This is a genomic window from Marinomonas hwangdonensis (assembly GCF_003721245.1).
Classification (GTDB): Bacteria; Pseudomonadota; Gammaproteobacteria; order Pseudomonadales; family Marinomonadaceae; genus Marinomonas; species Marinomonas hwangdonensis.
In genome coordinates this window covers 55,647-74,940 of the sequence record NZ_RIZG01000005.1, presented here as the reverse complement: position 1 = coordinate 74,940, position 19,294 = coordinate 55,647, and the positions used below count along the sequence as shown (strand labels likewise).

At 44.4% G+C, this 19,294-nt stretch carries 22 protein-coding genes and 9 tRNA genes; 18 read left to right on the top strand and 13 right to left on the bottom strand.

All coding sequences use genetic code 11. The features are described from left to right. Window positions 1-67 precede the first annotated feature (67 nt). The 3 genes from nudC to EBI00_RS09765 all read right to left on the bottom strand — a co-directional run bounded on the left by nudC (window position 68) and on the right by EBI00_RS09765 (window position 3,220). Entirely contained in the window at window positions 68-874 is an 807-nt protein-coding gene (gene nudC, locus EBI00_RS09775; RefSeq protein WP_123095746.1) for an NAD(+) diphosphatase, read from the bottom strand. A 73-nt stretch (window positions 875-947) separates the two neighbouring features. Continuing rightward, window positions 948-1,973, bottom strand: coding sequence for an L-threonine 3-dehydrogenase (gene tdh / locus EBI00_RS09770; RefSeq protein WP_123095745.1), 1,026 nt, complete (start codon window positions 1,971-1,973; stop codon window positions 948-950). After that, window positions 1,970-3,220: a glycine C-acetyltransferase gene (locus EBI00_RS09765; protein ID WP_123095744.1), complete on the bottom strand. Its 1,251-nt coding sequence runs from the start codon at window positions 3,218-3,220 to the stop codon at window positions 1,970-1,972. Before EBI00_RS09765 ends, tdh begins: the two co-directional genes overlap by 4 nt. Window positions 3,221-3,391: 171 nt before the next feature. Here EBI00_RS09765 and EBI00_RS09760 point away from each other — a divergent pair, with 171 nt between their 5' ends. From EBI00_RS09760 to EBI00_RS09720, 9 genes are all read left to right on the top strand, one after another. Continuing rightward, complete coding sequence (locus EBI00_RS09760) at window positions 3,392-4,453, top strand: polysaccharide deacetylase family protein (RefSeq protein ID WP_123095743.1); 1,062 nt, start codon at window positions 3,392-3,394, stop codon at window positions 4,451-4,453. A 101-nt stretch (window positions 4,454-4,554) separates the two neighbouring features. Continuing rightward, window positions 4,555-4,645, top strand: a tRNA-Ser gene (locus EBI00_RS09755). Window positions 4,646-4,686: 41 nt separating this feature from the next. After that, window positions 4,687-4,762 (top strand) — tRNA-Asn (locus EBI00_RS09750). 2 nt (window positions 4,763-4,764) lie between these two features. Then, window positions 4,765-4,841 (top strand) — tRNA-Pro (locus EBI00_RS09745). Between the two features lie 27 nt (window positions 4,842-4,868). Next, window positions 4,869-4,944, top strand: a tRNA-His gene (locus EBI00_RS09740). A gap of 13 nt (window positions 4,945-4,957) precedes the next feature. Beyond that, a tRNA-Lys gene (locus EBI00_RS09735) sits at window positions 4,958-5,033 on the top strand. Window positions 5,034-5,071: 38 nt separating this feature from the next. Next, a tRNA-Asn gene (locus EBI00_RS09730) sits at window positions 5,072-5,147 on the top strand. 1 nt (window position 5,148) lies between these two features. Continuing rightward, window positions 5,149-5,225 (top strand) — tRNA-Pro (locus EBI00_RS09725). Between the two features lie 42 nt (window positions 5,226-5,267). Further along, window positions 5,268-5,343, top strand: a tRNA-Lys gene (locus EBI00_RS09720). A gap of 384 nt (window positions 5,344-5,727) precedes the next feature. Here EBI00_RS09720 and EBI00_RS09715 read toward each other — a convergent pair. The 7 genes from EBI00_RS09715 to EBI00_RS09690 all read right to left on the bottom strand — a co-directional run bounded on the left by EBI00_RS09715 (window position 5,728) and on the right by EBI00_RS09690 (window position 9,615). Then, window positions 5,728-5,811 (bottom strand) — tRNA-Tyr (locus EBI00_RS09715). Window positions 5,812-5,861: 50 nt separating this feature from the next. Continuing rightward, window positions 5,862-6,848, bottom strand: coding sequence for a ProQ/FINO family protein (locus tag EBI00_RS09710; protein WP_123095742.1), 987 nt, complete (start codon window positions 6,846-6,848; stop codon window positions 5,862-5,864). A 13-nt stretch (window positions 6,849-6,861) separates the two neighbouring features. Continuing rightward, a complete protein-coding gene (locus tag EBI00_RS15985; protein ID WP_158600743.1) occupies window positions 6,862-7,029 on the bottom strand; it encodes a hypothetical protein in 168 nt (55 codons plus the stop codon). Window positions 7,030-7,034: 5 nt separating this feature from the next. Further along, a complete protein-coding gene (locus tag EBI00_RS09705; protein ID WP_123095741.1) occupies window positions 7,035-7,508 on the bottom strand; it encodes an NRDE family protein in 474 nt (157 codons plus the stop codon). Continuing rightward, the gene (locus EBI00_RS09700) at window positions 7,505-7,735 is read right to left on the bottom strand and encodes a cell division protein ZapB (RefSeq protein WP_123095740.1); all 231 of its coding nucleotides are present in this window, start codon (window positions 7,733-7,735) and stop codon (window positions 7,505-7,507) included. The genes EBI00_RS09705 and EBI00_RS09700 overlap by 4 nt, the downstream gene beginning before the upstream one ends. 50 nt (window positions 7,736-7,785) lie before the next feature. Then, on the bottom strand, window positions 7,786-8,973 hold the full coding sequence (locus EBI00_RS09695) for a flagellar assembly protein T N-terminal domain-containing protein (protein WP_123095739.1): 1,188 nt from the start codon (window positions 8,971-8,973) through the stop codon (window positions 7,786-7,788). Window positions 8,974-8,982: 9 nt separating this feature from the next. Continuing rightward, window positions 8,983-9,615, bottom strand: coding sequence for an LPP20 family lipoprotein (locus tag EBI00_RS09690; RefSeq protein ID WP_123095738.1), 633 nt, complete (start codon window positions 9,613-9,615; stop codon window positions 8,983-8,985). 399 nt (window positions 9,616-10,014) lie between these two features. On the opposite strand from EBI00_RS09690, the gene dinB reads away from it, so the two are divergent. The 9 genes from dinB to EBI00_RS09645 all read left to right on the top strand — a co-directional run bounded on the left by dinB (window position 10,015) and on the right by EBI00_RS09645 (window position 16,533). Further along, window positions 10,015-11,079, top strand: coding sequence for a DNA polymerase IV (dinB, locus tag EBI00_RS09685; protein WP_123095737.1), 1,065 nt, complete (start codon window positions 10,015-10,017; stop codon window positions 11,077-11,079). A 111-nt stretch (window positions 11,080-11,190) separates the two neighbouring features. After that, window positions 11,191-12,171 carry a hypothetical protein gene (locus EBI00_RS09680; RefSeq protein ID WP_123095736.1) on the top strand — a complete coding sequence of 327 codons (981 nt, stop codon included), beginning with the start codon at window positions 11,191-11,193 and terminating at the stop codon, window positions 12,169-12,171. Between the two features lie 94 nt (window positions 12,172-12,265). Further along, window positions 12,266-12,934 (top strand): alpha/beta hydrolase, encoded by a 669-nt coding sequence (locus tag EBI00_RS09675; RefSeq protein WP_123095735.1) that lies wholly within the window; start codon window positions 12,266-12,268, stop codon window positions 12,932-12,934. 73 nt (window positions 12,935-13,007) lie between these two features. Next, window positions 13,008-13,463: a DUF2489 domain-containing protein gene (locus EBI00_RS09670; RefSeq protein ID WP_123095734.1), complete on the top strand. Its 456-nt coding sequence runs from the start codon at window positions 13,008-13,010 to the stop codon at window positions 13,461-13,463. Window positions 13,464-13,594: 131 nt separating this feature from the next. Continuing rightward, window positions 13,595-13,837, top strand: a complete 243-nt coding sequence (locus EBI00_RS09665; protein ID WP_241557005.1) for a hypothetical protein — start codon at window positions 13,595-13,597, stop codon at window positions 13,835-13,837. A 36-nt stretch (window positions 13,838-13,873) separates the two neighbouring features. Further along, on the top strand, window positions 13,874-14,704 hold the full coding sequence (locus EBI00_RS09660) for a mechanosensitive ion channel family protein (protein WP_206612578.1): 831 nt from the start codon (window positions 13,874-13,876) through the stop codon (window positions 14,702-14,704). Between the two features lie 103 nt (window positions 14,705-14,807). Then, window positions 14,808-15,320, top strand: a complete 513-nt coding sequence (gene greB / locus EBI00_RS09655; protein WP_123095732.1) for a transcription elongation factor GreB — start codon at window positions 14,808-14,810, stop codon at window positions 15,318-15,320. Next, entirely contained in the window at window positions 15,317-16,177 is an 861-nt protein-coding gene (locus EBI00_RS09650) for a DUF72 domain-containing protein (protein WP_123095731.1), read from the top strand. Before greB ends, EBI00_RS09650 begins: the two co-directional genes overlap by 4 nt. Before the next feature lie 47 nt (window positions 16,178-16,224). Beyond that, on the top strand, window positions 16,225-16,533 hold the full coding sequence (locus tag EBI00_RS09645) for a YqfO family protein (protein ID WP_123095730.1): 309 nt from the start codon (window positions 16,225-16,227) through the stop codon (window positions 16,531-16,533). Here EBI00_RS09645 and EBI00_RS09640 read toward each other — a convergent pair. The 3 genes from EBI00_RS09640 to EBI00_RS09630 form a co-directional block, all read right to left on the bottom strand. After that, window positions 16,514-17,059, bottom strand: coding sequence for an NUDIX hydrolase (locus EBI00_RS09640; RefSeq protein ID WP_123095729.1), 546 nt, complete (start codon window positions 17,057-17,059; stop codon window positions 16,514-16,516). The genes EBI00_RS09645 and EBI00_RS09640 overlap by 20 nt on opposite strands. Window positions 17,060-17,069: 10 nt before the next feature. Beyond that, window positions 17,070-18,326, bottom strand: a complete 1,257-nt coding sequence (locus EBI00_RS09635) for an HlyC/CorC family transporter (RefSeq protein ID WP_123095728.1) — start codon at window positions 18,324-18,326, stop codon at window positions 17,070-17,072. A gap of 84 nt (window positions 18,327-18,410) precedes the next feature. After that, window positions 18,411-19,178 carry a cytochrome C assembly family protein gene (locus tag EBI00_RS09630; protein ID WP_123095727.1) on the bottom strand — a complete coding sequence of 256 codons (768 nt, stop codon included), beginning with the start codon at window positions 19,176-19,178 and terminating at the stop codon, window positions 18,411-18,413. Between the last annotated feature and the right edge of the window lie 116 nt (window positions 19,179-19,294).

The following is a 19,294-nucleotide window of genomic DNA, read 5'->3' as shown; positions in this document are numbered from 1 at the left end:
GTTTAAATATGACAAAAAAGTGGCAAAGGACAGTAAGTGTTTACCTATTGTCCTTTCATTATTGGTATTAAGAGCGCTGAGCTTTAATGTGTGCGACATGCGCATGAATCAATTGTCCCGATATGGTCGCATTGTTCGGGATATTGGGTAGGGCATCAATGGAATACCAATTGGCATCTTCTATTTCGCCTAGCGCGGGGACGATGTCACCATTTTTGTAGTCAGCAAAAAATCCGACCATAAGCTGATGAGGAAATGACCATGGTTGGCTGTCTACATAACGTATATTGGTTATTTCTAAGCCGACTTCTTCTCTTACTTCTCTGGCAACCGCTTGCTCAAGCGTTTCGCCAGCCTCAACAAAGCCCGCGATATTGCTGTACCTGTCCTTGGGGGCTTGTGGGCCACGGGCGAGTAATATGTGATCATCTTTGCGGATAGAAACAATGATGCAGGGCGAAATCCGTGGATAGTGTCTTAACTGACAAGAAGGGCAGATCTTGGTGTGTTCAGCTTGATGTTTTTCTGTCATAGACGTACCACAGCGGCCACAAAACTGATGGTCTCTATCCCAAGTGGCGAGCTGGTGGGCACGGCTTAATAAAATGTAGTGATCTTGATCTTGTAAAAAAAGCAGTTCTCTGAGCCCGCTTTCGCTAAACCCTTTGGGTATAGACTCAAAGCGACAAACAAAGATATCTTGACCATGCCATTTTCCACAATACACTGCGCTCATGTTGGCGTTGGGCTGAAAATGCGTAAAAGGAATCAGAAATTGTTTTCCTTCTTCCGTCAGAACCTGATTGCGGTGTAGCAAGATGTAAAGCGCATCTTGATGGGGGCGGGGATGAGCTTGAGTGCCTATCTCTAACATGTTGTTGCTCTGTTTGCGTCTAAAAGAATGACGCTAACGCGATCACCTTCTAGACGCAATAACCCAGAGTAATTTAATTCCAATCAAGTATCACTTTGCCTGATTTTCCTGATCCCATGATGTCAAAGCCTTGTTGGAAATCGGTCACGGAAAAATGATGAGTAATAATGGGGCTGATGTCTAAACCAGACTGCAGCATAGCGACCATTTTGTACCATGTTTCATACATTTCACGACCATAGATACCCTTGATCACCAAGCCTTTAAAGATCACTTGATTCCAATCTATAAGGGTGTCTTTTCCGGGAATTCCCAGCATGGCGATTTTCCCACCGTGATTCATGGACGTCAGCATGGAGCGAAACGCCATGTCGTTGCCGGACATTTCAAGGCCCACATCAAATCCTTCGTGCATACCCAGATCAGCCATGACGTCGGTTAAGGACTCTCGGCTCACATTGACCGTTCGAGTAGCACCCATTTTTTTTGCTAAATCTAAGCGGAAGTCGTTTACGTCGGTAATAACCACGTTGCGAGCGCCAACGTGTTTGGCGATCGCGGCCGCCATAGCACCAATGGGGCCGGCGCCGGTAATTAGAACGTCTTCACCAATGAGATCAAATGACAATGCGGTATGCACTGCGTTGCCAAACGGATCAAAAATAGCTGCTAGGTCATCACTGATGGTATCGGGAATTTTGAAAGCATTGCTCCCTGGAATGACCAAATATTCGGCAAAAGCACCACTACGATTAACGCCCACACCCTGTGTCGAACGGCAAAGATGGCGACGTCCTGCACGACAATTTCGACAATGACCACAAGTAATGTGTCCTTCACCTGATACGCGATCACCGATTTTAAAGCCGGTTACTTCTGGGCCGATTTCTACGATTTCGCCAACAAATTCATGCCCCACCGTCATGGGAACAGGGATAGTGTTTTGCGCCCAATCATCCCACTGATAGATGTGCATATCGGTGCCGCAAATGGCGGTTTTACGAATTTTAATAATCACATCGTTATGACCACACTCTGGGTGAGGGGCGTCGGTCATCCAAATACCTGGTTTAGCATGAAGTTTAGACAGTGTTTTCATTTTCCTACCCTTTCAGTGTTGTCTATATTGTCAGTGATGGCGGTGTGAGTATCAATAATGCCCATTTTCTTGCCCACTTTGGCAAAGGCCGCAATGGCCTGGTTGAGTTGTTCTGTGGTCAGAGATGCCGACATTTGGGTGCGAATTCTGGCCTTGCCCATAGGCACAACAGGGTAGGCAAAGCCCGTTACAAAAATCCCTTCTTTGTATAGCGCATTGGCCATTTCTTGGGCAAGTTTAGCGTCACCTAATATTACGGGGATGATAGGGTGATCGCCGGGGATCAAATTAAAACCGAGAGCGCTCATATGAGTGCGGAAGTACTCACTGTTGGCTTTCAGTTGTTTGCGTGCTGCGCTGCCTGTTTTTAGTGATTCTAAGATACTTAGGCTGGTGGCCGTAATAACAGGTGCTAACGAATTGGAGAAGAGGTATGGGCGCGAGCGCTGACGCAGCCAATCAACAATGCTTTTAGAGGCGCTGGTATAACCACCTGAGGCACCCCCAAGGGCTTTTCCTAACGTTCCCGTAATGATGTCAATGCGGCCTAATACACCGCAATATTCATGACTGCCGCGGCCGTTTTCACCCAAGAAGCCGACCGCATGGGAGTCGTCTACCATTACCAAGGCATCGTACTTATCAGCAAGATCACACACCGACTTTAGGTCAGCGATGATGCCATCCATAGAAAACACACCATCGGTGACGATAAGTTTGGTTTTTGCACCGTCTTGATCGGCTTGCTGGAGCTGAGCTTCTAATTCATGCATATCATTGTTTGCATAGCGGTAGCGTTTGGCCTTGCAGAGTCTAATACCATCAATAATGCTGGCATGGTTCAGTGCATCGCTAATGACGGCGTCGTCTTTATCTAGTAATGTTTCAAAAAGGCCGCCATTGGCATCGAAGCAGGACGAGTACAGAATGGTGTCTTCCATTTGTAAAAAGTCACTGAGGCTTTTTTCTAGCTCGGTATGAATGTTTTGTGTGCCACAGATAAAGCGTACTGAGGCCATTCCATAGCCGTATTTATCTAATGCATCGTGAGCGGCGCGATTAACGTGCTCTGCGCTTGCGAGCCCCAAGTAATTATTGGCGCATAGATTGATAAGAGGGGTTCTATCTGCTGTGGTAATTTCACTGTCTTGCGGTGTGATGAGCGGTCGCTCTTGTTTATACAAACCCTCTTGTTTTAGCGTGTGGAGTTGCTGATCCAGTTGTTGATAGAAATGGGCCTTGCTCATGGGTGCTCCTAATATTCATTGTGACATGTCTTTGAGTGTAGAAGTGTGTCACCAAGAAGAGTAGATGCAGTGGCATGCTAAATCGGGCATAACAGTTGACGATTTTCTTGCTACTGGTTATGTGGCAAGGACCCCCGTAGAATGTGCCTAGAGTCATTAACGGAGGAACGTATGTTTATTAAAACTCGATCAGGTTTATTACTGGCGGCGTTGAGTGTCAGTGTGGCCGCACAAGCGCAAGACTATTTACCTATTCTGCAATATCATCATGTCAGCGAGAGTACGCCAAAGTCGACATCGGTAACGCCAGCTCAGTTTACTGAACACATGGATTATCTTAAAAATGCGGGCTTTCAAGTGGTTGATCTTAAAACCGCACTTGACGATTTAAAGGCCAATAAAGCGCTGCCGAAGAAGGCCGTGGCGATTACTTTTGACGATTCCTACTTAAGTATTTATGAAGCCGGTTTTCCCATACTAAAAGAACGCAGCTTTCCTTTTACCGTCTTTATTAACACTGACCCCATTGGGCGTAGCAGTCGCCACTTTTTAACCTGGGATCAAATAATAGAAATGCAAAAATCCAATGGGGTATTTGCTAACCATTCTATTAATCATCCATATATGACTAGGAAAGAAGAAGGGGAAACGCAAGACGCTTGGCTTTTGCGCATGGCAGAAGAGGTCGATTCAGTAGAACGACTGCTGAAAGAAAAGCTTGGTGTATCTCCAAAAATGTTTGCGTACCCTTACGGCGAGTCAAATGAAGCAGTCCGTACCTTGCTGAGAGAGAGGGGGATGGTTGCATTCGGTCAGCAGTCTGGCGTTGTCAGTGCAGACTCTAATTTTGACAACTTACCTCGTTTTCCAGCAGCCGGGCCTTACGCGAATTTATCAACGTTGAAAACAAAGTTGAACGCTAAGCCAATGCCCTTGTTATCAGAAGAAACTGGAGGGGATTTTGCTTCAGATCAAGCGGTGACATTAGGTTTAACCTTTAAAGAGGGAAATTATCGGTTAAAAGACTTGGTGTGCTACGTGTCAGGCCAAGGTAAGGCTAAGCTTGACTGGCAATCGGACACTAAAGTAGTGGCGTCTGCTGAACAGCCTTTTAATGTTGGCCGAGGCCGTATTAACTGCACCATGCCGGATGCAACAGGGCAGAGCTATTATTGGTACTCTAATGTCTGGATTCGGGCTGGCGCTGATCAAAATTACGTCGATATGCACTAAGTAAATTCATCAAAAAGCGATGTGAGCGAAAAAAAACGATTTTTTTTTAAAAAGAGGTTGCACTGAAATTTCAAATCAGTATTATACACCTCGCTCGCAACGGAGGGGTGGCAGAGCGGTTTAATGCACCAGTCTTGAAAACTGGCGTAGGTTAATAGCCTACCGAGAGTTCGAATCTCTCCTCCTCCGCCATCTTCCTTTGGGAAGTATGTTGCAGCAAAGATAAAATTAGTTCCTCGATAGCTCAGTTGGTAGAGCAAATGACTGTTAATCATTGGGTCACTGGTTCGAGTCCAGTTCGAGGAGCCAATCGGAGTATAGCGCAGTCTGGTAGCGCGCCTGCTTTGGGAGCAGGATGTCGGGGGTTCGAATCCCTCTACTCCGACCACTAATTTTATCATCACCATTAGTAATGGTGGGCGTAGCTCAGTTGGTAGAGCTCCGGATTGTGATTCCGGCGGTCGTGGGTTCAAGCCCCATCGTCCACCCCATTACTTGATAGTCGGGTCGTTAGCTCAGTTGGTAGAGCAGTTGACTTTTAATCAATTGGTCACTGGTTCGAATCCAGTACGACCCACCACTATCTCGCTACTTATAATCTGTACTCTCCTGATTAATTCCTCGATAGCTCAGTTGGTAGAGCAAATGACTGTTAATCATTGGGTCACTGGTTCGAGTCCAGTTCGAGGAGCCATCGGAGTATAGCGCAGTCTGGTAGCGCGCCTGCTTTGGGAGCAGGATGTCGGGGGTTCGAATCCCTCTACTCCGACCATCGGTACTGAAAATAGCGTTGTGCAATACATCTTCATAGAGCGGGTCGTTAGCTCAGTTGGTAGAGCAGTTGACTTTTAATCAATTGGTCACTGGTTCGAATCCAGTACGACCCACCATTCTTCTTTTTCCCTTCTTAGATACAAAAAAATCTTTTCAATTTAAAATTTTTCGATTCAATAAATTCCACGTTCCACGTTCCACGTTCCACGTTCTTGTGCAAAGAGTTTGTTTGGTTGTTTTTTGTTGTTCTTTCTTGTGTATGTCTTTCGTTGCTAAAGATTTTCTCGTTAGTCTTCTGTGGTGTGTAATTTTGCTTGCTGTGGTGGGGTTGAGTTGATTCTAGGTGCGGTGTTTTAATGGATATTGGATGGGTTTTTTGTGGTGCTACTAGAGCTGAAGTATGGGATGAACTAAAGGGTGGTCTTTTTGCGGTGCGCAATGCGCTGAAAATGAATGTTGTTTAGTAAATAGGATGTTGATCTATAAAGAAAAGAATTAGATGGTGGAGGGAGGTGGATTCGAACCACCGAAACTTTCGTGGCAGATTTACAATCTGCTCCCTTTGGCCACTCGGGAACCCCTCCACAGCAGCGCGGCATATAATATACGCAGCGCTTTATTCTGTAAACACTTTTTACGATTTATTTAACAGTTTTTCCAGTTTTGCTTTCATGCGTTCTTCTGGCGTGAGGTTGTCGTAAGCCTCATCTTGTTGCGGAAGGTTCTTCGCTACCTTAGCTTGTTGGTTGCGCTTGTCCTTTTGTTGAGGTTTTTCTTTGTGTCTGTTTGCAGATGAGGGTTTATTGCCAGCTGCTTTGTTGTTGGTTGGCTTAGGTCTTGCTGGGCGACCAGTGGTGGGAGTTTTTGCCGTTTTCGCAGCAGGCATCATTGACTCTGGCAAAGCAGGTTCATTGTTGACTGCAACCCCTTCTAGATCGACGCGAGGCTGACCTGAAAGTAAGCATTTTTTATAACGATCAGAGCGCGTATAAGCGGCTAGGGCGCGTTTTTGTTTGCTGCTGTTAAAGTCTTCATCCAACACCATATCTTTGTCTATGCCGACTTTTAGAGGCTTAGGCTGATTCCAGTCAAACGCCTTGGGGTAACGGTCTTCTAGCATCTTGATTAGACGGCGGTTGTTTTTCTGGTTTTTTTGACGCTTCTTTTGTTCTGGCGTCAAGGTGGCCGTCTGTGCCGTGCTATCACTTGCTTCTGGTACGCTAGTGTCGTGGTTGACTAGTTGGTCGTCTTGTTGCAAGCCGTTAAGCTCAGGTTCTTGTATGGTCATGTAATCAATCTGTTCTATTGTCGTGGTTGTGGTGCTGCTGTTATCAGCATGCTCGTGCAGCAAATCAGAGGTGTGTTGAATATCAACAACGTCTGTTGCTGTTTGCTCAGGGGTTGATGCGGTATTTAAAAGATCGAGAGAGTCTTCGATATAGAGCTGCAGTTGATCTTCTGGTGAGCGATCGGCCATTTGATGCAAAAGATCCATTGACGCGCTGCTGTCAATGGAAAGGTCGTTGTAACCTTTAAGTTTTTCTATTTCCTTGTGGGCGATTTCTAATTGCTGGGTAAGCCAGTCAATTTTCACCTCAAGTTTTGCAATAAGTTGTTCCATAAAGACACAAGGCTCAGTGTTGTATTGGCGTAAGCGGGATACTAGGTGTATTGCTGACGCCAATCATCTCTTTCAGCTGCCCGTCACTTGGCAACGTAACCGCAATATTGTGGTCGTTTGGTTGCCAGTTAAAAACAATCACAACGGAAAAAACGATGATAATAGCAAACGTTAGTTTCATTATGGTTAAAACGTCAATCCGGCGCCAATCATCACATGCTTATCGTAGGTATCGTTGCTGCTGTTAAGAATTTTTATAAAAACATCAAGGCGCGAAGAGTCTGATGTTGCAATGCGGAACCCAGCCTCTGGGTAGTATACCGTGTCTTCTAAGAAGGATACGCCCCCTCCTAGAAAAGACCACATTGGTATACCAGGAAGCAATTGAAATGCTGGTGTGGAGCTATAAAAGCGTGAGCCTAAGGTCACCGCACTCTCAAACTTTTCCCCTAAAACAAAAGAAAACCCGCCATAGAATGAGATGTTTTCCGGCAGGGTGTACTCCATCGAGGTACTAAAGATGGAAGTGATGTTGCTCTGGCCGTCTGAAGCATTTGGACGAGCCGCTGCCGATTCAAAATTCACTAAACTCGCAATTTGGCCTTCAGCTGATGCGTTTACACTCATTAGTACTAAAGCTGCAAGTAAAAGTGGTTTCATTGCTTGTTGTCCATTTGATTTAAGCGATTCAGCATTTGAGACAAAGAAGATTCCCAGTTTGACTGTTGTTCTCTTGTTTGATTTAGTGTTGATTCCATTTCGCTTTTTTCTTCACTTAATTCATAGTTTTGCATTTCAAGCTCAGAAATTCGCTTGCGTAGAGAGCCAATCTCTTCGACGGCTTCGTTAATGCGTTGTTCAAGGTGGTGCAGTAACTCATTATTCATTGCGTTTATCCTAAATGTAATTCGTCAATTAGTGACGTTCTGTTTTGTTATTACCAAGCAATCACGACATCTTGTTGCTGCACGTTTAAAATACGAGAATCTACAACGAGCTCACCAACAGAGAAGTTGGGTTGTACTTGCTTAATTGTAACATTGATATTGGCATTATTCAGCTGGGTCTGAGCAGACTGGAGCTGATTGTACACTTCATATCGGCGATAGATATTGAATTTATCACCTTGTTTAATTCCGGCTAACGATCCAGCTGAAATATGTATTCTATTGTTCTCTGTACGAAAAATGTTGGCAATAAAAGGCTGGCAACGCAGCTGCTCACTGATATCAATAGAGCTTTGTTTTAACGCTTGCTGCACGACTTTGCCATAATGAATGGTCCAAAACCTCGCGCCGCCAAACCCCACTCTTGCGTGATCTGAAATGTCCCAATTACCAATTTCATTGTATCTGTGTTCAAACAAAAGCGCACCGCTAAAGCCATCATAGATATATATATCGACCACAAACTTTCTTTCTTTATCTATGCCTTCTTCTTCGGCCTCTTTGATGTCTCTGTCATTGGGGTATCGTAAATAGATTTCACCGATGTCTCTGATGACGCCACTGACAATGTATTGCACACCAAGCTGCTCGCTGATGCGTGTCACGTTTGTGAGTGAGCCGTCATAGTTAGTGGATGAGGGGGCGTTAATTAGATCCGGGTAAATGGCTACATTGGTCGCCGTCAAAGCCCTTAAATAGCCCTGTCGGTTTATTTCGTCGGCCAAATGTTTGGGTAGTTCGCGAGAAATGTTGCTCAGCTCCCCCAGTCTGGCTTGTTGAGGCACTTGCAGTTCAAAGCCCGTTACTCCAACGGTTTTTTTGTAGTAGCTTGTGGGGCCAGAGCTGCACTGTGAGTCTGGGGTGACTTCTACTCGAGCAATGACTTTAAGGAAGTCTCCATTTTGTTCCTCGGATAAAACACGTGCTTTTTGCACGTATCCTGAGCTGCGAATTTCTATGCTGGAATCGAGTTCACCGTTGTGTAATTCATCTTTGATGTTGACTCTTGAACCTGACTCCAAAACGGCTTGTTTAATCGCTTGTTGAGTCGCTCTGTAGCGAGCATCGGCGATATCGTTGTTATAAATAACGGCTTCACCCACAGCATCCACACTTCTTGCAAGTGAGAACGCTGAAAATAAAAGAAAAGAAACAACAATAAACGAGCGAATAATCATAAATAAGGCTTATTCAATACTGTAAAAATTGGTGGTTGGGGTTGAACTCTGAACATTTACCGCACGATAGCCTGGTTGAATTTGACAGTTTGGGTCAGATTGTAAGTTGTTCGAACCTAAACATTGACGAAAGTTCTCTTGAAGTGCCATTTCTACTACTGTTTCAAAAGTGCCATCTTCATGCTCCCGTTGCGCCACGACTTTGGCGCCCACAAGATAGGCATCAACGTAGGTTCTTAATTCATCATTTTGCATTACCATGTTGCTTAATGAGCTTGAACCATCGATTTTCAAACCGTAAACCCGTTCTGATAGGTTTCTATAGGCGTCCAGCATTGAGCTTCGCATTGTCATAATCCGAGCTTGAGATTGGGTTAGGCGTTTGCTTGTCATCATAGCGGCATAACCTGTTGCAGTGACTATGATAGGTTCTTGTTTGATAACGGCAATGCTATTGTTAGCGTTTAGAGCACCTGTTTGGTTGATTGGTGCTGACGTGTTGCTACCGCCAATGCCGTTGCCGTTACAGGGGGCGACGCTGGTACATGGTTGCCCTGACGCATTCTGACCTCCTAGATTTTGACAACCCACTAGCGTTATAGCGCCGATGGCAAGTAGAAGGGTGCGAATTAGTGGTGTCATGGTAGTGCCCTTTGTGTATTTCCATGCTAGTACAAGCGTTGCAAGAAAAGTGTTTAATGTCTGTTTAGACACCGATGATACAATGACCACAGTCGTAAAACAGCTCATTTATCTAAATAACAACGATAAAGTATGAGCAAAATGTAAACTATTTTACGTTGCAGCGTCCATGTTTGGTCGCCCTAAAATGCGCTTTTTCTTGGTTTTTTATCAGTAATTTGATTTAAAAGGTAAATTTTGAACTAATTTGAACTAGAGAGTCACATTATAAAGGAGAGCAAGCCTAGCCTTCGTGTGTATGAAGCGGCTAAAGAGTGGGCTTTATTGCATATTTTTGTGAAGGTTCGGTGCGTTACACTGTGTTTACTCCTTTGTTAACTGAATGATATGTCGAGTGTTATGCCACTGAATCGTAAGATAATCCACATTGATGCAGATTGTTTTTATGCTGCTATCGAAATGCGTGACGATCCAAGTTTGCGGGATCTTCCTATTGCGATTGGCGGTTCAGAAAGTGCGCGAGGGGTATTGTCGACGGCGAATTATGTGGCACGCGAGTATGGTGTTCGTTCCGCTATGCCGACGTCGGTGGCCAAGCGTTTGTGTCCGTCTTTGCGTGTGCTGCCCGGTAATATGCATAAATACCGTGAAGCATCGATCCAGATGCATCGAGTTTTTCGCCAATTTACTGACGTGATTGAGCCCTTGTCACTCGACGAAGCTTACCTGGATGTGACTGGATCGACTTTTTTCGAGGGGAGTGCCACACGCATTGCTCAAGACATTCGAGCACAGATCGTGAGCAAGATTGGTATAACTGTGTCTGCAGGGGTCGCCACAAATAAGTTTCTTGCAAAAGTGGCCAGTGATTGGGAAAAACCAGATGGTTTGACCGTTATAACGCCGGAAAAGCAGTCTGCATTTGTATCTACTGTGCCAGTTAAATTTATTTCTGGGATTGGCCGTGTTGCTCAAGAAAAGCTAGCTGCTTTGGGTGTTTTTACTTGTGCGGATTTGCAGCAACTGGATTTTGCGGTTTTACAGAAAAATTTTGGCAGTATGGCATTCCGTTTGTCGCAGTTCGCACTGGGCATTGATGATCGTCCTGTCATAGTGTCCAGGGAGAGAAAAAGTCTTTCTGTAGAACATACCTTTTCAAAGGATTTACCCGACTTGCAAGCGTGCCAAATGGTTTTGCCAATGTTACTGGCCGATCTAAAAAAACGCATGGCAGGAAGAGGTTTGGAGCCTCAACTGAGTAAATACTACCTTAAAATGAAATTTGTCGATTTTAAACAGACCACAATAGAGCAGTCTATTAAAGCACCGCGGTCCGATGAGATTTTTTCTATTCTGTTAAAACAGGCTTTTGAGCGATACCGTCGTCCAGTGCGTCTTATTGGCGTGGGGTTTCGTTTGTCATCGATCGAGCCTCGTCAGCTGGTTTTACCGTTATTTACCTAGTGTTGCTGTTAAGGGTTTTGTCTTTTTCAAGTAATTTGTTTTGTACAAAAAACAACCACAATTCTGATGATTGACTACACTTAACCGGTGAGTAATACGGAGGTAGTTGATATGTATAAACTGCAAAGTAATGTGAATAAGGCCAGTATTGAGACTTCTGGGCTGCTGTCACAGCGGTTGCGCTTTGAAGTTGAACAGACGCTGAGTCGTTTGTACGCCGATGCGTCGCTTGTCGATCAGTTAAATAGTGTGTATTTGCCCTTTTCGACTTGGTTAAGTCAAAAAGCCAAAGCGGGTCGTGGTCCTTTAGTCGTTGGGGTTGGCGGTGCACAAGGTTGTGGTAAAACCACATTTTGTCATGTTATCAGTCGCATCTTGACGAAAGGTTTCGATTTGAACTGTATCGTGCTCAGTTTAGATGATTTGTACAGCACTCATCATGACAGACTTAAGTTTGCCAAACAAACGCACGATTTGTTTTCTGTGCGGGGTGTGCCTGGAACGCACGATGTGGATCTTGCTTTGATACTGTTTGAGCGTTTAAAGCAGTTAAAAGAAGGGGAGGTGATGAAGTTTCCTTGTTTTGATAAGTCGACTGATGAGCGTAAACCTGTGCATTTGTGGCAAGAAGTGCAAGGCCCTGTTGACCTTGTATTGTTTGAAGGTTGGTGTGTTGGGGCGCCGCCAATGAGTGGAAATCTTATGACGGCTGTCAATGCGCTTGAAGCCAATATGGATAAAGAAGGTCAATGGCGCCATGCTATTAACCAGCAATTAACAGGTCGTTATCAAGCTCTGTTTTCTAAAATCGATTTGATGGCGTGGATGCAAGCGCCTGATTATGAAGTGGTTTATCATTGGCGGAATAAGCAAGAGCGCTTACTAGAAAGTCATCTTAATGACATACACGGCATTTTATTGGACACAATAGATTTAAAAGTTATGTCCAGTGATGAGCTGAAGCAGTTTATGCAGTACTACGAACGACTCACACGGCATATGTTAGCTGTAATGCCTGAGAAAGCGGATGTGTTGTTTTCGTTAGATCATCAACAAGGTGTTTTGGGTATGCGTTTTCCTGCGGAGCATTAATACCCCTTTTATCTTAAAAAGGAATGTCGAGTGAAAATTGGCTATATGATAGGCTATGGCACAGTGCGATAGCCTATTTTTTTGGAGAATGTACATGAGTGAATTATTGCCATCTGTTTTGGTAGAGATAGGCGAGCAGCCTGATGCCGCCGTTATCTGGTTACACGGTTTAGGGTCTGATGGGCATGATTTTGAGTCACTAGTGCCACTGCTGTCCTTGTCGCCGGAGTTGAGCGTGCGTTTTGTGTTTCCCCATGCTCCCAAGCGTCCTGTGACGATCAACGGCGGTATGTCAATGCGGGCTTGGTACGATATTTTTGAAATGACGTTAGAGCGAAAAGTGGATATGGCCAACATTGATGAGTCTTGTCGTCAGGTTGAGCAGTTAATACAAGATCAGATTGGTAAAGGTATTGCTGCCAACCGAATTGTGTTGGCGGGCTTTTCTCAAGGCGGTGTGATTGCTTATCAAGTCGCGCTCAGCACTCAGCATGTCTTGGCTGGAGTGCTCGCACTTTCGACCTATTTAGTGAACGGCGATCAAGTACTAGGGGCCGACACTTGTGTGAATGGAAAAACGCCGTTTCTGATTCATCATGGCTCACAGGATCCTGTTGTTGCTCCCGTTTTAAGTATTCAGGCAAGAGATCTTTTGTCATCCAAAGGTTACCGAGTATCGTACCAGTCTTATGAGATGCCTCATTCAGTATGTCCTGATCAAATACAGGATATTTCTGTGTGGTTAAACAGCACATTAAACTAAATCTTTTTGTGCCGTTTTTAAGCAAGGCATTGGTGTTAGTGTTTTTCTTCTTACTGATTGGATTGGGTTCTTTATGTCTTTTGACGCGTTTTTAATCGCTCTGCTTTGCTCACTCGTTGTTATTGTCATCTCACTTTGGTTTATTCGTCAACAGCTCAAATTAAGCCAAGTCCGAGAAGAAAAGATTCGTGCTGGCGAAGCTCGATATGAAGAAGAGCGCCAGAAAAGAGTGGATAGTATTCGCGTTTTGCTCATGGCAGCAGGGTCAAATGAACTCAACTGGGTTGAAGCAAGCATTCGCATAAAGCATTTGTTGGATCAGCTTGGTGTGAATTTGGCGGACCATGAGGATATTTCAGCGTTTTACATAATGACAGAAAAGACGGCTCATATTCCGACTCATGAACAGTGGAAAGATCTGCCTAAGTTAGCAAAGGATAAATTTCTCAAGGAGATGCAAGCTTACGAACAGGAGCATGGTGAGCATCTGTTACGAGCTAAATCGTCATTGATGAGCTACTCACTCTAATCGCTATGATTAACGTACTTGTTTCAGCTGTATTTTGCTTCCTGCTTCTTGTTATTTTGATGTTCTTTTTTACTCGCCACAAATCCGGGTTGCCTTATCACAAAATGACACAACCACAATGTGTTAACCTTATGAAAAAAGCCGTGAATGGAGTATTGCCAGAGTACGAGTGGCACACCTTTATTGGCATAAGCATTCTGGATAATGAGCAGCTGGACAAATTGCGTGAGCAATGTGTGTTGATCGATGAGTACGAGGTAAAAGGCACGCATCTGGTCAATGGTCGACCTTGTGTTACTTTTAGTAAGAAAGGCATTTCTGAGCTGGAAAAATTGCTCGATGAGTGGCAGCATAAGTCAGATTTTTTAATCTAATACTCTTTAAATGGAATAGGGCAGGATTCGGACAATATGAATGACATAAATGCATTTCTTGAAATGGGATCCGAATGGACGCCATGGTTAATCGACAATATGGTTAATCTAGTGGTTGGTCTTGTGGTTTTCTTCGTGGGTAAATTTATCGCGTCGAAGGTTTCTCAATGGTGTGAAAAGCGCTTGTTAAAAGCGTCTGTAGATCAGGCTGTGGCCGGGTTTGCATCAAGTATTTTATACGCTTTAATGTTTGCCGGTGTTGCTCTAATGGCATTAGGTCAAATTGGAGTGCAAACTACCTCATTTATCGCCATTCTAGGTGCGGCCGGTTTGGCGGTAGGTCTTGCTTTGCAGGGTTCGCTATCTAATTTTGCTTCAGGCGTGCTGATTATTCTATTGCGTCCTTTTCGCTCCGGTGATTTTATTGATGCGGGCGGTCAAATGGGGACGGTGAATCGCATAGAGCTGTTTCATACTTACCTTAAAACGCCCGATAATCGAGTGATTATAGTGCCAAACTCAGCGGTGATGGACGGATCTATTGTGAACTTCTCACGAGAGTCGACGCGCCGCTTGGATTTAGTAATTGGTATTAGCTACGACGCTGACATTCGTTTAGCAAAACAAATAATGCAAGAAATAGTCGACGCGGATGAGCGGATTCTAAAAGAGCCGAGTTGTTTGATCGCGGTATCTGAATTGGCAGATAGTTCAGTGAATTTCTTTTTGCGTCCTTGGGTGGCTTCCGGCGATTATTGGACAGTGCGTGCGGATTTACTAGAAAAAATCAAATATACCTTCGATGAGCGAGGTGTCGGTATCCCTTATCCACAAATGGATGTGCATGTTCACAAACAAGAATCGTAACGTTTAACTTTTTCGTTATACCAAGTGCCGCCAATAATATGTTGGCGGCATTTTTATTGGTGCCTCACGAGGCTGTTATTTTTGCAAGAGATAAAGGTTGCTTATGAGTCGATATCGTCCACCTTCTCCACCAAAATCCGCTTACATTACGCAAGAAGGCGCCCAAGCTTTATTGGCTGAACTCAAGTATCTCTGGAAGGATAAGCGTCCAGCGGTCACCGAGACAGTGCGTGAAGCAGCGGCTCAAGGGGATCGTTCTGAGAATGCAGAGTATATTTACGGAAAAAAACAATTACGAGAAATAGACAGCCGAGTGCGCTATTTGGAAAAACGGTTGGATATTTGTACTGTGGTAGATAGGTTTCCGATTGATCAAACAAGAGTGTTTTTTGGTGCTTGGGTAACATTGGAAGATGAAAATGGGGAGGTTCGGCAGTACCGAATTGTTGGTCCTGATGAGCTAGACCATCATCATGCTTATATCAGTATTGATTCACCTGTTGCTCGAGCATTGATGAAAAAGCAAGAGGGGGATGAGGTTATTATCCATTTAGCGAGTGGTGAAAAAACGTACGTGATTGATGTTATTGAATATCGTCAAATGCCAGCGCCATGATTCGATACGGTATGGCGCAATGGCAGCATCCAGCTTGGGTTAATTGGCTATATCCTGCCTCACTTCCAAGTGCAGCGCGGATTGGCCGATATTCGCAGGTATTCTCGACAGTCGAAGTTGGCAGCACTTTTTACACTAAGGTAGACGATGCTCAGCTATTACGTTGGTATGAGTCGGTTATGGACGGTTTTAGGTTTAGCTTTAAAGCGCCACAAGCGGTTACTCATCGATTGACGGAGCGGCCTTGGCGTGAGGTTCAAAGAGATTGGTCGGTCTTTATGGAGTCTCTAAAAGCATTACAAGCTAAGCTTGGCCCAACTATGTTGCAGTTCCCCGCAGTATACGACGAGCGTGCTCTAGATACGATGCTAGCACTATGTGATATGTGGACGCTGTCCACACCTTTGTCGGTGGAGGTGCGTCATTTAGTGTATTTTGACAAAAGTGAGACAGAGACAAGCTTTTTGTCGGCGCTATCATCGCGCGGAGTGAATCGAGTGGTGATGGATTCAAGACCAGTTTTTTCTACAGAAGCGTATTGCGAAAGCTTGATGGATGCTCAGAAGAAGAAGCCGAGAGTGCCTTGCCATCCTATAGCGACTGCGAATCATCCAGTCGTACGTTTTATTGGGCACCCTGATCTACCGCGTAATGAGCCGTGGTTAAATCAATGGGCGGCTAAATTGTCTCAGTGGCTATCTGAAGGACTCACGCCAAGTGTATTTGTGCACTCATCGGATAACATTGCCGCGCCTACACTGGCGGCTAAATTGGATGAAAAAGTTTGTTTGTTGACGTCTAATTACCAGAGCGCTTTGGTTTTGCCGCAGAGTCAGGAGCAAGTTAGCCTTTGGTGAATTAGAGAGATGGATTGTTGGCCTAAAGTAAATCGTTGGAAGGTGTCATGTATTTGTTGGTATTTTATGTGCCTGAATCTCATTTGGAGTCAGTTAAGCAAGCTGTTTTTTCTGCCGGAGCTGGTTCGATGGGAAACTATGATTCTTGCTGTTGGCAAGTGAAAGGGCAAGGTCAGTTTAAGCCAGCAAAAGGAGCGACGCCTTTTCTTGGTGAGGTCGACCAATTAGAGTTTGTTGATGAGTATCGAGTGGAAATGGTGCTGAGTGAGGCTGTGAAGGCGAGTGTTTTAGCGGCTTTATTGTTGGCGCACCCCTATGAAGAGGTGGCCTATCACTTTATTTCGATACAGTGTTGAAATGAATGGTATCTTCGTGGAAACCATACCGACCTTTTTCGTGGTCTGCGATGAAAAATTCAATCGTTTTAGTGACACTGCTAAAAGCAAGTTCGTCCCAAGGGATTTCGTCAAGTCCAAATAATGCGACCTCTGAGCTTTCTTCTGTTGGACGAAAGTCGTCTTTTTCCAATTCAGCAAGGTAAAACAAATGGACTTGATTTATTCTAGGAATGCTTATCATGCTGAACGCTTGTTTGCAGATTGCCACAGAACCACTTTCTTCTAATGTTTCTCTTAATGCACCCTCGCTTGTGGTTTCTTGGTTTTCCATGAAGCCTGCCGGCAATGTCCAGAAACCAAGGCGTGGCTCAATATTTCTCCGACAGAGTAATATTTTTCCTTTGTAAAGCGGAATGGTGCCTGTGATTAGCCTTGGATTATCGTAATCGATGTAGTCACAGCTTGGGCATACTGGTCTGATGCGGTTGTCGCCAGCAGGAATGACCATGTTCACTGTGTGACCACATTGTGGGCAGTATCTCATCGGTCTCTCCTTAACGCTTCAGCTGAAGTTTGGCGTATTTGACAACTTTGTCTTCAATTTCCTGAATTTCTATCATGTAGTGACCTACCCATAAGCTAATAGGATGCTCTGGGATGAATTCCAGAGTTTCAATGATAAGACCATTCAAAGTTTTTGGGCCATCTGTTGGTAGGTGCCAGTGTAATGTTTTGTTGATTTCGCGAATATGGGTTGTTCCTTCAATTCTGAAAGAGCCGTCTTCCAAAGTTTGGATTTCTTCCTCTTCGTCTAATGTAGGAGGGGTGAATTCACCAACAATTTCTTCCAGTACGTCTTCTAGAGCAGCGATGCCTTGTACATCGCCATATTCGTCCACAACAATACCCATCTGTTGGTGATCATTCTGAAAGTTTAGCAAAACAGTATTTAAAGACGTGCTTTCAGGAATGAAATAAGGTTCGACAGTGGCTTTTAAAAGTGCGGCTTTCGTGGGTGCTGGGTCACGCAAAAACATGGCAGCATGGCGAGCATGCAAGATACCGATAATCTTATTGATTTCACCGTTATAGACAGGCATGCGCGTATGTCTGCTTTGGCAGATTTGTTCGATGATGTCTTCTATTGAGTCTTCAAGATCGATACCAATTACTTCATTTCTAGGAACCATGATGTCTTCAACGGATACGTTTTCTAAGTCTAGAATGGACAGAAGCATTTCTTGGTGAGCGGCAGGTATCAGGCCACTGGCTTCATTAACAACGGTTCTAAGTTCTTCTGAGTCAAGTGTGTCATGACTTCCTTGCGATGCATTTACACCGATAAGGCGCAATAAGCCGTTGGATAGTGTGTTGACCAAAAAAACTAATGGATAAAGAACCTTGAGCAAAATAGATAGAATCCAAGATGCAGGAAAAGCGATTTTTTCGGGGTGTATAGCGGCTAATGTTTTGGGTGTTACCTCGGCAAATATGAGTATGACCAAGGTAAGCCCTCCCGTCGCGATAGCGACACCAGCATCACCCCAAATGCGGACGGCGATAATGGTAGCGATGGCTGAAGAGAGTATGTTAACAAAGTTATTTCCGATAAGGATGACGCCTATCAGCCTGTCAGGACGCTCTAAAAGTGAACTGACTTTTATCGCCGATCGGTGCTTACTTTTCACAAGATGCTTTAGTCGATATTTGTTTAACGACAACATGCCTGTTTCGGAACTTGAGAAAAAAGCAGACAGTATTAGTAGACAAAAAAGTGTTCCGCCAAGAACACTTAAGGGGATATCGTTCAAGAAGGAATCGCCTCAATTATTAAGATGAATGAATTATTCGTTTTTAACATCGCACTGTCAAACTTCTTTAATGATTAGAGTCGCTTAATTCTGCAGTATCTGCAGGACTATGCGACTACCGAAATAGCCAAGCATAAGGAGAAAAAAGCCGCTTAGCGTCAGTTTCACAGCCAATTGGCCGCGCCAGCCAGCGATATGTCTTCCCAAAAGAAGCCCAGTAAACACGATCCAAGACGCGATAGTGAAAAAAGTTTTGTGAATAAGGTGTTGAGCAAACATGTCTTCAATGAAATAGAAGCCCGTGATGATGGTTATGGTTAGCATCACAAATGCAGCCCAAATAAACTCAAACATCAGTCTTTCAAGCGTCTGCAGTGGTGGCACTCGCAGGAGCTGCTTTAGTCTATGATGTTTGAGTTGATATTCTTGCGCCGCCAGTAGTATTCCCACTCCGCAAGCTGCTGTAAACAAACTGTACGCGACGGCGGCAATTAAAATGTGGACACTGGTTCCCCAGGAGCTGCTGTATAGCTGGGTTAATTGCCAAGGCTCAATTGCATTGAGCGCAATAACGATGGCGCCTAGCGGGAAAGCCGCCGATAACAATAAAGATAAATCTTTGTCACGATTACTAAACCAGAGTAAGCAATTGCCAATCAGGGCTATTAAAAGGCCGATGGTTAAAAAGTTAAAGCCATCGCGAGAAGATAGTAATTGGATAAGGGAAACCGTATGGACCACAATCGCAGCCGTGCCTATGTGCTGGGTATAGCGATTTTCAGGACGAAAGTAATACGCCGCGCCAGCAATAATACAAGCAAAACAAGCAAGCCAAAGCGATAATTGAGTCATGAAACTAAAGGTTCCGTCGAGTAAAGGTATAGGGTGACAATCATTTATCCGTTATAATAGAGGCAATTTCATCTTGGATAAACTGAAACCGAAGGTTTTTTCCATTCAGAGCAAAA

What these genes read in the sequence shown, in the direction of transcription:
- EBI00_RS09645 (WP_123095730.1), top strand. Translation starts at nt 16,225, where the DNA reads ATGTATTTGTTGGTATTTTATGTGCCTGAATCTCATTTGGAGTCAGTT.
- EBI00_RS09690 (WP_123095738.1), bottom strand. Translation starts at nt 9,615, where the DNA reads ATGACACCACTAATTCGCACCCTTCTACTTGCCATCGGCGCTATAACG.
- dinB (WP_123095737.1), top strand. Translation starts at nt 10,015, where the DNA reads ATGCCACTGAATCGTAAGATAATCCACATTGATGCAGATTGTTTTTAT.
- EBI00_RS09665 (WP_241557005.1), top strand. Translation starts at nt 13,595, where the DNA reads ATGAAAAAAGCCGTGAATGGAGTATTGCCAGAGTACGAGTGGCACACC.
- tdh (WP_123095745.1), bottom strand. Translation starts at nt 1,973, where the DNA reads ATGAAAACACTGTCTAAACTTCATGCTAAACCAGGTATTTGGATGACC.
- EBI00_RS09640 (WP_123095729.1), bottom strand. Translation starts at nt 17,059, where the DNA reads ATGAGATACTGCCCACAATGTGGTCACACAGTGAACATGGTCATTCCT.
- EBI00_RS09700 (WP_123095740.1), bottom strand. Translation starts at nt 7,735, where the DNA reads ATGAATAATGAGTTACTGCACCACCTTGAACAACGCATTAACGAAGCC.
- EBI00_RS09765 (WP_123095744.1), bottom strand. Translation starts at nt 3,220, where the DNA reads ATGAGCAAGGCCCATTTCTATCAACAACTGGATCAGCAACTCCACACG.
- EBI00_RS09710 (WP_123095742.1), bottom strand. Translation starts at nt 6,848, where the DNA reads ATGGAACAACTTATTGCAAAACTTGAGGTGAAAATTGACTGGCTTACC.
- EBI00_RS09705 (WP_123095741.1), bottom strand. Translation starts at nt 7,508, where the DNA reads ATGAAACCACTTTTACTTGCAGCTTTAGTACTAATGAGTGTAAACGCA.
- nudC (WP_123095746.1), bottom strand. Translation starts at nt 874, where the DNA reads ATGTTAGAGATAGGCACTCAAGCTCATCCCCGCCCCCATCAAGATGCG.
- greB (WP_123095732.1), top strand. Translation starts at nt 14,808, where the DNA reads ATGAGTCGATATCGTCCACCTTCTCCACCAAAATCCGCTTACATTACG.
- EBI00_RS09670 (WP_123095734.1), top strand. Translation starts at nt 13,008, where the DNA reads ATGTCTTTTGACGCGTTTTTAATCGCTCTGCTTTGCTCACTCGTTGTT.
- EBI00_RS09660 (WP_206612578.1), top strand. Translation starts at nt 13,874, where the DNA reads ATGAATGACATAAATGCATTTCTTGAAATGGGATCCGAATGGACGCCA.
- EBI00_RS09675 (WP_123095735.1), top strand. Translation starts at nt 12,266, where the DNA reads ATGAGTGAATTATTGCCATCTGTTTTGGTAGAGATAGGCGAGCAGCCT.
- EBI00_RS09760 (WP_123095743.1), top strand. Translation starts at nt 3,392, where the DNA reads ATGTTTATTAAAACTCGATCAGGTTTATTACTGGCGGCGTTGAGTGTC.
- EBI00_RS09650 (WP_123095731.1), top strand. Translation starts at nt 15,317, where the DNA reads ATGATTCGATACGGTATGGCGCAATGGCAGCATCCAGCTTGGGTTAAT.
- EBI00_RS15985 (WP_158600743.1), bottom strand. Translation starts at nt 7,029, where the DNA reads ATGAAACTAACGTTTGCTATTATCATCGTTTTTTCCGTTGTGATTGTT.
- EBI00_RS09680 (WP_123095736.1), top strand. Translation starts at nt 11,191, where the DNA reads ATGTATAAACTGCAAAGTAATGTGAATAAGGCCAGTATTGAGACTTCT.
- EBI00_RS09630 (WP_123095727.1), bottom strand. Translation starts at nt 19,178, where the DNA reads ATGACTCAATTATCGCTTTGGCTTGCTTGTTTTGCTTGTATTATTGCT.
- EBI00_RS09695 (WP_123095739.1), bottom strand. Translation starts at nt 8,973, where the DNA reads ATGATTATTCGCTCGTTTATTGTTGTTTCTTTTCTTTTATTTTCAGCG.